Here is an 11,990-nt window from a genome sequence, read left to right as displayed (position 1 = left end):
AGTCGATCACGACAGGTCGCCGGTCAGCAACGGGGCGAGCGTCGTCAGCAGCCGCCGTGCCGCCGGGTCCTCCGCGGTGGCGGGCACGAGCCCGACGTGGCTCGCGCCCGCGTCGAGGTACTCGTGCACGCGGCGCACGACGTCGTCCACCGACCCGATGGCGCCGACGGCCTCGACCAGCTCCACGGGAACGGCTTCGGCGAGCCGCGCACGCGGCGTGCCCGCACGGGCCTGTTCGACCAGGTCGCCGTACCCCAGAGCGGTGAACATCTCGCCGTAACCGGGTGGGGCGAGGTAGACCGCGAGCTGGCCGCGGAGCTGGCGCAGGGTCGCGGGACCGGGGTCGAGCGCGGCCGGCACCCAGACGGCACGGGGCTTCCGCCCGCGGGTGACGTGGCCGGGGCTCACCAGGTTCAGCACCACCTCGTCGCCCACCTCCTCGGCGACCCGCGTCATCGCGGGTCCGAACGCCGCCACCGAGATCGTCGTGCCGGGCAACGGCCCGGGCAACCGGAACCCGTCCACCCGCTTGCCGGTCAGCAGCGCCCGCGTGTCCCCGACCGTCTCCCTCGTCCTGCGCACGGGTGCCCACTCGCGCCCGTGCCACCCGGACACGATCCGCGGGTTGGCCGCGCCGAGCGCGAGGCTCGCGGGCCGTCCGGTCGTCGCGACCACTGTGGACAGTCCCAGCGCGAGTGCGACCGGGCTGCGGACGCCTGCCGCGAGCGGCCCGATCCGCAACGAGATCCGCGAGGTCCGCAGGCCCACCGCGGTCGCCAGGGCGAACGCGTCGAAGGTCGCCATCTCGCCGATCCACAGGGTGCCGAACCCGGCTTCGTCGGCCGCCACGGCGATGTCGACCGCCTCCAGCGGCGGGCGGTCGAGCCAGAACGGCGTGACGACGCCGACCGTGCTCACAGCTGGCCCGTCTGCGCCTCGACGCCCAGCAGGACCTTGCCCGCCAGCTCGTACGACGCCGCGTTGATCTGGAAGTGCGCGGACGCCGTGTGGGCGTCGCGGAACCGGCGCTGCAACGGGGCGCCGTCGTAGATCGCGGCGCTGCCGGCCAGGTCGTAGAGCTTCGAGACGACCTCCCGCGCCGTGCGGGTCGCATGCGTCGCGGCCAGCCGCAACGACGCCCGCGTCTGCACCGGCACCGGTTCGCCGCCCTGCGCGGCCTCCCACGCCTCCTCGACCGCGCCGTGGAAGTACGCCCGTGCCGCCCGCAACGAGGCCGTCGACTCGGCGACCGCCGCCTGCGTCGAGGTCCGTTCCGCCATCGTGCGGCGTGAGCCGAGCGGGGTGCGGCGCCCGGCCAGCTCGACGAAGTCGCCGAGCGCGCCGAACGCGTTGCCCATCGCGGCCGCGGCGACCGAGAGCGCGAAGAACCCGAAGATCGGGAAGCGGTACAGGGCACCGCCGTCCAGCGGACCGTCCATCACGGACAGGATGCGATGCGACGGCACGAACACCTCGCGCGCCACCGCGTCGTGGCTGCCGGTGCCGCGCAGGCCCGTGGTGTGCCAGGTGTCCAGCACCTCCAGCGACGCCCGCGGCAACGCCGCCACCTTCATCACGCCGGACACCACGAACCCGGCGAACAGCCAGTCCGCGTGCCCGATCCCCGAGCAGAACGGCCACTGCCCGGACAGCACCACACCGCCGTCGGCCTCGGTGCCACGACCGCGCGGCGCCCACACCCCCACCGCGACCGACCGCGGGTCGCCGAAGACCTCCGTGCCGCCCTCGGCGGGCAGGTAGGCGCCGAGCAGGCTGCTGGTGGCGGCGATCGAGACGCACCACCCGGCGGAGGCGTCGGCACGGGCGATCGTCTCGGCGGCGGCCAGCGTCTCGCCGGGAGCACGTTGCGGACCGCCGAGCGCCGCCGGCACACCCAGCCGGAACAGGCCCGCGTCGCGGATCGCCGCCACCAGCTCCGGCGCGAGCGCACGACCGGCCTCCGTCGCCGGAGCCACCTCCTCGGCCAGGTCGGCCACGGCAGTCAGCACGGTTCCTCCTGGTGTCGCACTGGTTCGGTTTTCTTATCGCAGCGCTGGTGGACGGACAAGGTGGAGGCCCTGCCGGGACGCGACAGGGCCTCCACCGGTATGAACAGGTCAGGCGAACGGCAAGCTGTCGACGCCGCAGGTCTTGCGCGTGGGCAGGACACCGGTGAACAGGTAGTCCCGCTTCACCTTCTCGGCGCAGGCGCTGCGCACGTACATCGTCGTGTGACCGTAGCCCTCCACTGTCAGGAAACCGGTGCGGGCCATCTCCGCGGCGCCGTCACGGGCGCCGTGCAACGGGGTCGACGGGTCGAACCTGCTGTTCACGAACAGGATCGGTGCCGACGTCCAGCGGTTCCACGGACCGGTGTAGCGGTCGTCGTCGCGCCCCTGCCAGAACGCGCAGGCCATCATGTCGAACACCACGGCACGGCCCCAGTACGGGACGCGCTGGTCCTCGCTCGCCCCGAACGCCGAGTACACGGCCGGGTCGCGCGGGAAGTCGCTGTCCGAGCACTGGATCGCGTTGAACGCCTCGAACCGGTTCGCGGTGTAGCCGGTCGACGAGGCCGTCAGCGAGGCCGGTGCCTCCCAGACCCCCTGCAAGATCCGGGCGGTGTCCTGCCACGTGTCCGGCTGCGCGAGCGCGTCCCAGACGGTGCTGACCAACGTGACGCGGTCGAACCGGCCGTCCGGCGTGGTGACCGGCGCGGCCGTGACCTTCGCGACCAGGTCGGCCCACTTCTGCTTCAGGTCGCCGCCCGCGAACGCGCAGTTCGCCCCCGGCGCGGCGCACAGCCGCAGGAACTGGTCGAACGTCTCGGCCACGCCGCGCGGCACGTCCTGGCGCGTGTCCAGCGGCACCGTCGTGCCCTGGTCGCCGTGCCCGGTCGCGTTGCCGACGAAGTCGAGGGCGCCGTCGAACGCGAGCGCGCGGACCTTGTCCGGGAACAGGTTCGCGTAGATCGCGCCGAGGTGCGTGCCGTACGAGATGCCGTGGTAGGTCAGCTTCTGGTCACCGACCGCCTTGCGCAGCAGGTCCAGGTCCCGCGCCGTGTTCGCGGACGAGACGTGGTCCAGCAGGTCGCCGGACTTCTCCTCGCACCGCCTCACGAACTCGCGGTAGCTGTCGTAGAACGCGGGCTCCTGCGCCGCCGTGTCCGGGTAGACCGGGATGGAGCCCAGGAACTCCTCCTGCTCCTCCAGGCTGTCGAAGCAGCGCACGGCGGCGGAACGGCCGATGCCGCGCTGGTCCCACGACACCACGTCGAACCGCGCCCGCAGCTCCGGCGAGAACAGCCACTCCCACTTGCCGCGCGCCCGCAGCCGGTCGACCCCGGACGCACCGGGCCCGCCGAAGTTCACGAACAGCGAGCCGATCCGCTTCGCGGGGTCGGTCGCGGGCAGCCGGATCAGCGCGAGGTCGATCTTCGCGCCGTGCGGCTGGTCGTGGTCGAGCGGGACCTGCGCGGTCGAGCACTCGAAGCCGTCCTGGCAGTCCTGCCACGACAGCGCGGGCGTCCGCGCCTCCCCGGCGGCGAGGGCGGCCGGGGCCAGGCCGACCACCAGCGCGGCCGTCAACAACAGAGATCTCATGAAGCTCCCCAGGTGTGTGCTTGTCGATCTACACACGCCGTGACGGGCCGGTGAGGTTGCATCACGTTCGCGCCCGAAACACCACCCGGACGAGCGGGGAACACCGTCACACCGAGAGCAATCCGGAAAGACCTGGTCAGCCCATCCGTTAGACCGTCCGGCCCATCGGCCGCCCCCGCCGAGCCACAGGACGCAGGCGGAAAACAACCCGGCCGTGCGAACCGGAATGAAGAACCAGGTGAAACCGGATCATTTTTCCTCGATTACAACTGAACTGGAATCGTGGAATTCTCGTAACGCATTCCGGTGATTTCAGACTCTTCGGGGTGATCCGGTCTGTTGTCCGGATCGACCGTTTCCCGAATGGGAGCCACCACATGCACCACACATGGCACCGATCCAGACCCGGGCTCGCACTGACCGCGTCACTGACCCTGCTGGCAGGGCTTTCCGTCCCCGCCCTGGCCGTCCCGACGCCCGGCACCGACGTCCTCTACACGCTCGACGCGGATTTCGACCGCGGCACGCTGCAGGACGTCAACCACGATTCCCCGAACGACGACCAGCTCCAGCTGAACCGTTCGACCGTCTTCTTCCCGTACGTCAACGTGGCCGCCTCCGCGCGCGGCACGATGGTCCGCATCGACGTCAACACCGGCCAGATCGTCGGTGAGTGGGCCTCCGCCCCGGCTGGTCGCGGCAAGAACCCGTCCCGCACCACCGTCGACAAGTTCGGCAGCACGTGGCTGTCGAACCGCGACGAGAACGAAGGCGGCCGGGGCTCCGTCACCCGCATCGCCGTGATCCAGGGCGGCACCAGGGTGAACTCCGACGGCTCACCCAACCCGGCGGGCGACTACCTCAAGGGCCCCTTCGCCTACAACAGGTGCGTCGACCGCGACCAGGACGGGCTGATCGCCACCAGCCGCGGCCTCGGCGACGTCCGGCCGTGGACCAACGCGGGCGGAGCCGACAACAACGGCGGCGTCACCACCGCGGCCGACGAGTGCGTCATCAACTACACGAGGGTCACCGGCGCCCTCACCCGCACTGTCGCCGTCGACGCGGAGAACCGCCTGTGGACCGGCGGCAACGACCTCGACCACGAGCTGCTCGACGCGGACGGCCAGCCGACGGGCACCCAGTTCAACCTCGGCTGCGGCGGCTACGGCGGCCTGGTCGACAAGGCGGGAACCCTGTGGTCCGCCCGCAACAACGGCACGCTGCGCTACGACCCCGCCGCCGCCACCGGGGCGTGCCTCGACGGGACGCACGGCGACTACGGCCTCGGCATGGACCCGGTCACCGGCGAGATCTGGCACACCAACGTCAACGGCAACCGCGTCGCGAAGATGGCACCGGACGGCACGGTGCTCGGCGCGTTCAGCCACGGCAGCCAGAACGCGCAGGGCGTCGCGGTCGACGGTGACGGCAACGTGTGGGTCGCCCACTCGCTCCTCGGCCCGGCCACCACGGTCGGTCACCTGCGCACCGACGGCACCTACGTCGGCAACGTCACGCTGCCCGGCGGCGTCGGGCCCACCGGTGTCGCGATCGACAGCAACGGCAAGGTCTGGGTCACCAACATCAACACCAACAACGCCCAGCGCATCGACCCGGACGCCGGTCCGATCGGTGGCGGCGGGCACCCGGTGGGCGCGGTCGACCTGACCGTGGACCTCGGCGAGGGCGCGGGCCCGTACAACTACAGCGACATGACCGGGTCGGTGCTGGGCGAGATCACCGCGCCGCAGGGCACGTGGAGCGTCGTGCAGGACGGCGGGCAGGCCGGCCAGACGTGGGGCACGGTCACCTGGAACACCGAGGCGCAGGGCAGCGTCCCGGCGGGCACGTCCATCACCGTCGAGGCGCGCACCTCCGACACCGAGGCGGGCCTCGCGGGCGAGTCGTTCACCCCCGTGGGCAACGGCGTCACGTTCGCGAAGTCCGGTCGCTACATCGAGGTGCGGGCCACCCTGACCGCCAACGCGGCAGGCGACAGCCCGGTGCTGTCCGACCTGCGGATCAAGACGTCCGAACGGACCGGCGTCTTCTCCTGCCAGGCCACCGCGCTCACTCTCGCGGGCATCGTCTCCACGCGCGCGAACCCGCAGGACGTGCCGTGCGTGGACGACCACGAGACGCTCGCGAACGTCCAGCTGAACGCGGGCATCCTGACGGTGAAGGCCACGGCGCTCGACGCGTCGACCGACCAGACGCCGGACGACCTGACCGGCACGCCGCCGAGCACGTCGGACTCGGCGGTCTCGCAGGCGCGGATCGAGCAGACCCGCATCACGAGCGGTCTGCTGACGATCGAGATCGGCGTGATCCAGTCGAACGCGTCCGTCACCTGCGTGCCGGGACCCGGTGGTCTCGTGCCTCAGTTCTCCGGCTCGTCCAGCATCGCCGGGCTGAAGATCAACGGCCTGAACGTGACGGTCGGCAGCGCGCCGCTGACCATCCCGTTGCTCATCGGATCGTTGAAGCTCAACGCCACGACGACGACGGGATCGAGCGTCGTGCAGCAGGCGGTCGTGCTCGACACGCTGCTGACCGACGTGGTGATCGGTGAGGCGAAGGCCAACGTGGAGGCCAAGCCGGGGTACCCCGGCGGTTCACCCTGCCGCGTGTGACCTCGAAGGGGGCGCGGGTGGTCGTTCGCGGCCACCCGCGCTCTCAGCCGCTCAACGCGTGGGTCGCCGTCGCTCCTCCGTCGACCGCGAACTCGCCGCCCGTGCAGTAGGCGGAGTCGTCGCTGGCGAGGAAGAGCACGACGTTCGCGACGTCCTCCGGCTGGCCGATCCGGCGCAGCGCCAGCTTCTTGCCGATCGGTGAGACGTCGATCGGCCTGCCGAGCGCCTCGCTGACCATCTGCGTGTCGATCGCGCCGGGGTGCACCGAGTTGACCCGGATGCCGTGCTTGCCCAGCTCCATCGCGGCGACCTTCGTCATGCCGCGGATCGCGAATTTGGACGCCGTGTACGCCACCAGGTACGGCATCCCGCCCAGGCCCTCGACGGACGACACGTTGACGATCGAGCCGCCGCCCGCCCGTGTCATCGGCTCGACCACCGCGCGCATGCCCAGGAACGTGCCGACCTGGTTGATGCCGATCACCCGCTGGTAGTCGGCGAGCGTCGTCTCCGCCAGCGCCGAGAAGTGCAGGATGCCCGCGTTGTTCACGAGGACGTTGACGTCACCCAGTGTCTCCACGGTGTGCGCGACCGCTTCCGCCCAGCCGTCCTCCGACGAGACGTCGAGGTGGAAGAACTCGGCCCCGAGCTCGGCCGCCAGCTCCTTGCCCTGCTCGTCGAGCACGTCGGTGATCATGACCCGTGCGCCCTCGGCGGCGAACCGGCGTGCCGCTGCCGCGCCCTGTCCTCGCGCCGCCCCGGTGATCAGGGCGACCTTCCCGGCGAGCCGCATCTACATCATCTCGTCGGTGAGCGGCATCATCACGGTCTTCAGCTCGGTGTACGCCTCGTAGGCGCTCTGCCCGCCCTCGCGGCCCAGTCCCGACTGCTTGTAGCCGCCGAACGGCACGTGCGGCTCGAGCTGGAACCCGTTGACGCCGACCATGCCGACGCGCAGCGCCTTGGAGACGCGGAACGCGCGGCGGACGTCGTTGGTGTAGACGCCCGCTCCCAGGCCGTACTCGGTGTCGTTGGCGAGACGGACCGCCTCCTCCTCGCTGTCGAACGGGACGACGGTGAGCACCGGGCCGAAGATCTCCTCGCGGGCGATCGTCATGTCGTTGGTGGCGTCGGCGAAGATCGTCGGTGCGACGAAGTTGCCGGACGCGAGGTCGCCGTCGAGCCGGGTGCCGCCGGTCACGAGCCGGGCGCCGTCCTCCTGGCCGCGTTCGATGTAGCCGAGCACGCGGTCGAGCTGCCGCTGGTTGATCAGCGGGCTGGCGAGCACGCCGGGGTCGAACGGGTCGCCGAACGTCACCGCGCCCGCGAGCATCTGGGCGGTGGCCACGAACTCGTCCTGCACCTCCCGTGCGACGAGCGCCCGCGTGTGCGCGACGCACGCCTGCCCGGACAGGCCCATCGTCACCATGCCCATGCAGGTCATCGCGGCCAGCCCGACGTTGGGGGCATCCGCGAACACGATGGCGGGCGACTTCCCGCCCAGCTCCAGCGACACGCGCTTCATCGTCCCGGCGGAGGCCCCGATGATGCGGCGGCCGACGCCGCGGCTGCCGGTGAAGCTGATCTTGTCGACCAGCGGGTGCGTGATCAGCGCTTCCCCGGTGGGGTTGCCGGGGCCCGTGACGAGGTTGACGGCGCCCTCGGGCAGACCGGCCTCGAGCAGCAGCTCGACCATGCGGATCACGCAGAAGCTCGCGAACTCCGACGGCTTCACCACGACCGTGCAGCCCGCGGCCAGCGCGGGTGCGAGCTTCTGGGCGAAGAGCACGAACGGCGCGTTCCACGGCAGGATCGCCGCGACGACGCCGACCGGTTCGCGGAACGTCATCGCCAGGTGGTCGCCGCCCTGGTACGGCGGCAGCGTCTGACCGCCCACCTTGTCGATCCAGCCGGCGTGGTGGTCGAAGATGTCGGCCGCGATGCCGACCGAGGTGGCGTAGATCTGGCCGAACGACAGCGGCACGCCGTTGTCCAGCGCCTGCAGGCCCTTCAGCTCGTCGGCGTGCTCGCGCAGCAGGTCTGCGTACCGGCGCAGGACCTTGACCCGTTCGCCCGCCCTCGCCCGCGGCCACGGTCCCTCGTCGAACGCCTTGCGGGCGGCGCGGACGGCGGCGTCGACGTCCTTGTCGGAGGCGACGGCGAAGCTGCCGATCTCCTCCCCCGTCGCGGGGTGGTGGTGCGTCCAGGTCTCGTCCGCCTCGCGGAGCTCGCCCCCGATGAGGAGCCGGCCGTCCTTCAGGCCCAGGGTCTCGCGGTGCGGTTGGACGGTGAGCGTCACAGCTCCTCCTACAGGGCCCCGGTCAGAGGCTCATCGTGTCCGTACAGGCGAAGGTCCGTTGTGGATCGCGGTCGGCGAAGTGGCCGTCGAGATCGCGGAGGTCGTCGAACCGCCGCTCGACGGTCGGCGGGGCCATCAGGGCGACCATGCCGCCGTGCACGACGAAGACCTGGCCGTTGATCTTCTCGCCGGACGGTCCCGCGAGGTGTGCGACGAACCGGGCGACGTGCTCGGGTGCCAGCGAGTCGTCGCCCTCCGGGGCCTCGCCGAAGACGTGCGCGGTCATCCCCGTGCGGGCGCGGGGACAGATCGCGTTGGCGCGGACGCCGTACCGGCTCGTGCCGCGTGCCGTCGCGACCGTCAGCGCCGTGATGCCCGCCTTGGCCGCCGCGTAGTTGGCCTGTCCCTCCGAACCGAGCAGGAACGCCTCCGACGAGGTGTTGACGATCCGGCCGTAGACCGGCGCGCCCGCCTCCTTCGACTGCTGCTTCCAGAACGCGACAGCGTTGCGGGACAACAGGAAGTGGCCGCGCAGGTGCACCCGGACGACCAGGTCCCACTCGTCGTCGGTCATGTTGAACAGCATCCGGTCGCGCAGCACCCCGGCGTTGTTCACCACGACGTGCAGCCCGCCGAACTGCTCGACGGCCGCGGTGACCAGCGCGTCGGCCGTGCTCCGCTCGCCCACGTCGCCCTCGACGACAACACACTTCGCGCCGAGCCCGTCGATCTCGGTGGTGTCGATCGTGCCCGGCAGGTCGTTGAGGACGAGGCTCGCACCGGCACGGGCCAGCGCGAGCGCCTCCGCGCGGCCGAGCCCGGCACCCGCGCCGGTGACGACGGCGACCTTCCCCGCAAGGTCCACAGGAGACTCCCGGTGTCTCAGTCGAAGAGGATGACCTGGCGGATGAGCGACCCGCCGCCGCGCAGCGCCTGGAGGCCCTCGTTGACGTCCTCCAGCCGGATCCGCTTGCTGATCATGCCTTCGAGGTCGAGCCTGCCCTGCCGCCACAGCGCGATCATCCGCGGCACGTCCCGCCGGAAGTTCGCCGTGCCGTAGAAGGACCCGTGCAGGGTCTTGTCGTGCAGGAACAGCTCCTGGGCGCTGAACGAGACCATCGCGTCCGCCCGTCCGGCGCCGACGACGACGGTGTGGCCGCCGCGGCGGGTGAGGTCCCACGCCTGGCGGATCGTGGCGGGGAGACCGACGACGTCGAACACGTAGTCGAAGCCCATGCCGCCGTTTAGCTGGTTGTTGAGGTCGGCGACACCGTCGGGCGCCGTCGCGTGCGTCGCGCCGAACCGTTGCGCCACCTCGTGTTTCTCGGTCACCGGGTCCACGGCGACGATCCGGGCCGCCGCGGCGAGCCGCGCTCCCTGGATCACCGCGACGCCGACACCGCCGCAGCCGATCACCGCGACGCTGGAGCCGGGTTCGACCTTCGCGGTGTTGAGCACGGCGCCGACGCCGGTCAGGATGCCGCAGGACAGCAACGCGGCGACGTCCCACGGCACGTCGTCGTCGATCTTCACGGCGGCGTCGGCGGGGACGACCATCTCCTCCGCGAACGCACCCAGTCCCGCGTACCCGAAGGCCGGGTTGCCGCCGACGAGGAACCGCGGTGACGTGAAGGCCGAGAGCGTGTGGACCAGGCACAGATGTGCCTGTCCGGTAACGCATTGGGCGCACTTGCCACAGGGCGGCACGAACGTGATCGCCACGTGGTCGCCGACCGCGAGCTGGGTCACGGCGCTGCCGATCTCGGCGATCTCACCCGCGCCCTCGTGCCCGACGACGCCGGGTGCGAGCGCGGGCAGCGTTCCGTCCATTGCGGACAGGTCGCTGTGGCAGACGCCGCACGCCTTGATCCTGATGCGGACCTCCTGCGGTCCCACCGGGGTTGTCGTCACGTCGTCGCGGAGCTCGAGCTTGTCGTCGCCCACCTGGTTCAGCACGGCTGCCTTCACCGGTATCACTCCTCGCTGAGCTCACGGCCGAGGTACCCGTCGCACACTAGAATCTGTTCCTGTTCATGACAAGGCCCATCAGCGTGAGAGCCGCAGCGCGCCCTTGGGGCAGGCCCCCACGGCGCGGGCGGCGGGCTCCTCTTCGTCCCCGGCCAGCTCACCGGGCCGGATCTGCAGCAGCTCGTCGTCGTCGAGAGCGAAGACGGCGGGCAGGATGGACGTGCACTCACCGTGCGCCTCACACAGCGACGGGTCGACGCCGACCTTCATCGCGGCCTCCTGACATCAACTAGAACTTGTTCTAGAGTAGCGGGCATGCGCATCGGTTTCACGCCCGAACAGGAACGGCTGCGCCAGGAGCTGCGGGCGTACTTCGCCGCGCTCATGACGCCGGAACGCAGGGCCGCCCTGTCCGGGGGCGGCGACTACGGTGACGCCGAGGTGTACAAGGACACCGTCCGCCGGATGGGTCTCGACGGCTGGCTCACGATCGGCTGGCCGGAGGAGTACGGCGGCCGTGACCGGCCCATGGTCGAGCAGCTGATCTTCCTCGACGAGGCGTCGGCGGCCGGTGCGCCCGTGCCGTTCCTGACGCTGAACTCGATCGGCCCGACGATCATGACCTATGGCACGCCCGAGCAGAAGGCGTTCTACCTGCCGAGGATCGCGTCCGGCGAGATCCACTTCGCCATCGGCTACTCCGAGCCCGAAGCGGGCACCGACCTCGCCGGTCTGCGCACCAGGGCTGTCCGCGACGGCGACGAGTACGTGGTCAACGGCCAGAAGATGTGGACGAGCCTGGTCCAGTACGCCGACTACGTCTGGCTGGCGTGCCGCACCGACCAGGAGTCGAGGCGGCACCGGGGCCTGAGCATCCTGATCGTGCCCACCACCGACCCCGGCTTCTCCTGGACACCGGTGCCGACGATGTCCGGCCCCACCACCAGCGCCACGTTCTACGACGACGTGCGCGTACCGGCCGGCAACCTCATCGGTGAGGAGCACAAGGGCTGGAAGCTCATCACCAACCAGCTCAACCACGAACGCGTCGCCCTGTGCTCGGCCGCACCACTGCAGACCGCACTGCGCGAGGTCCGCGAGTGGGCCACGGAGACCGGCGCCTTGCGGCACGAGTGGGTGCGCCTGCACCTGGCCCGCGTGCACGCCAAGACGGAGTTCCTGAAGCTGGTCAACTGGCGGATAGCGGCCTGCGGCGACGAGGCCCCCTCCCCCGCGGAAGCCTCGGCCACCAAGGTGTTCGGCACCGAGTTCGCCACCGAGGGCTACCGCCTGCTCATGGAGGTCCTGGGCGCCAACGGCGTCGTGCGCGCGGGCTCACCCGGAGCGCTCCTGCACGGCCGGGTGGAACGCATGCACCGCTCGTCGCTGATCCTCACGTTCGGCGGCGGCACCAACGAGATCCAGCGCGACATCATCGCGAGGGCCGGCCTCGGGCTGCCCGCCGTGCCCCGATGACCCGGAGGG

10 protein-coding genes are annotated in these 11,990 nt (G+C 71.1%); 2 read left to right on the top strand and 8 right to left on the bottom strand.

Translation table 11 applies throughout. The features are described from left to right. Positions 1-6: 6 nt before the first annotated feature. The 3 genes from BLT23_RS23705 to BLT23_RS23695 all read right to left on the bottom strand — a co-directional run bounded on the left by BLT23_RS23705 (position 7) and on the right by BLT23_RS23695 (position 3,602). Positions 7-918: an LLM class F420-dependent oxidoreductase gene (locus BLT23_RS23705; protein WP_090052269.1), complete on the bottom strand. Its 912-nt coding sequence runs from the start codon at positions 916-918 to the stop codon at positions 7-9. Further along, positions 915-2,009 carry an acyl-CoA dehydrogenase family protein gene (locus tag BLT23_RS23700; protein WP_090052267.1) on the bottom strand — a complete coding sequence of 365 codons (1,095 nt, stop codon included), beginning with the start codon at positions 2,007-2,009 and terminating at the stop codon, positions 915-917. The genes BLT23_RS23705 and BLT23_RS23700 overlap by 4 nt, the downstream gene beginning before the upstream one ends. Before the next feature lie 108 nt (positions 2,010-2,117). After that, on the bottom strand, positions 2,118-3,602 hold the full coding sequence (locus BLT23_RS23695) for an alpha/beta hydrolase (protein WP_090052265.1): 1,485 nt from the start codon (positions 3,600-3,602) through the stop codon (positions 2,118-2,120). A 377-nt stretch (positions 3,603-3,979) separates the two neighbouring features. On the opposite strand from BLT23_RS23695, the gene BLT23_RS23690 reads away from it, so the two are divergent. Continuing rightward, positions 3,980-6,238, top strand: coding sequence for an NHL repeat-containing protein (locus BLT23_RS23690; protein WP_218133862.1), 2,259 nt, complete (start codon positions 3,980-3,982; stop codon positions 6,236-6,238). Between the two features lie 43 nt (positions 6,239-6,281). Here BLT23_RS23690 and BLT23_RS23685 read toward each other — a convergent pair whose 3' ends face one another. The 5 genes from BLT23_RS23685 to BLT23_RS23665 form a co-directional block, all read right to left on the bottom strand. Beyond that, positions 6,282-7,031: a glucose 1-dehydrogenase gene (locus BLT23_RS23685; protein ID WP_090052263.1), complete on the bottom strand. Its 750-nt coding sequence runs from the start codon at positions 7,029-7,031 to the stop codon at positions 6,282-6,284. After that, positions 7,032-8,537 (bottom strand): aldehyde dehydrogenase family protein, encoded by a 1,506-nt coding sequence (locus BLT23_RS23680; protein ID WP_090052262.1) that lies wholly within the window; start codon positions 8,535-8,537, stop codon positions 7,032-7,034. It abuts the gene before it with no gap. A 22-nt stretch (positions 8,538-8,559) separates the two neighbouring features. Further along, a complete protein-coding gene (locus tag BLT23_RS23675; protein WP_090052260.1) occupies positions 8,560-9,402 on the bottom strand; it encodes a 3-oxoacyl-ACP reductase in 843 nt (280 codons plus the stop codon). A gap of 17 nt (positions 9,403-9,419) precedes the next feature. After that, positions 9,420-10,505: a Zn-dependent alcohol dehydrogenase gene (locus BLT23_RS23670; RefSeq protein ID WP_090052257.1), complete on the bottom strand. Its 1,086-nt coding sequence runs from the start codon at positions 10,503-10,505 to the stop codon at positions 9,420-9,422. Between the two features lie 78 nt (positions 10,506-10,583). Next, a complete protein-coding gene (locus tag BLT23_RS23665) occupies positions 10,584-10,775 on the bottom strand; it encodes a ferredoxin (RefSeq protein WP_090052255.1) in 192 nt (63 codons plus the stop codon). A gap of 45 nt (positions 10,776-10,820) precedes the next feature. On the opposite strand from BLT23_RS23665, the gene BLT23_RS23660 reads away from it, so the two are divergent. After that, the gene (locus BLT23_RS23660; RefSeq protein ID WP_090052252.1) at positions 10,821-11,981 is read left to right on the top strand and encodes an acyl-CoA dehydrogenase family protein; all 1,161 of its coding nucleotides are present in this window, start codon (positions 10,821-10,823) and stop codon (positions 11,979-11,981) included. Positions 11,982-11,990 lie beyond the last annotated feature (9 nt).

Source organism: Lentzea fradiae (assembly GCF_900100955.1).
GTDB classification, from domain to species: Bacteria; Actinomycetota; Actinomycetes; order Mycobacteriales; family Pseudonocardiaceae; genus Lentzea; species Lentzea fradiae.
Note: the sequence above shows the minus strand (reverse complement) of the source record. Positions and strands in the feature narration are given on the sequence as shown.

Bases quoted from the DNA above. Each gene is read 5' to 3' on its own strand.
- BLT23_RS23665 (WP_090052255.1), bottom strand. From the start codon at position 10,775: ATGAAGGTCGGCGTCGACCCGTCGCTGTGTGAGGCGCACGGTGAGTGC.
- BLT23_RS23685 (WP_090052263.1), bottom strand. From the start codon at position 7,031: ATGCGGCTCGCCGGGAAGGTCGCCCTGATCACCGGGGCGGCGCGAGGA.
- BLT23_RS23695 (WP_090052265.1), bottom strand. From the start codon at position 3,602: ATGAGATCTCTGTTGTTGACGGCCGCGCTGGTGGTCGGCCTGGCCCCG.
- BLT23_RS23690 (WP_218133862.1), top strand. From the start codon at position 3,980: ATGCACCACACATGGCACCGATCCAGACCCGGGCTCGCACTGACCGCG.
- BLT23_RS23660 (WP_090052252.1), top strand. From the start codon at position 10,821: ATGCGCATCGGTTTCACGCCCGAACAGGAACGGCTGCGCCAGGAGCTG.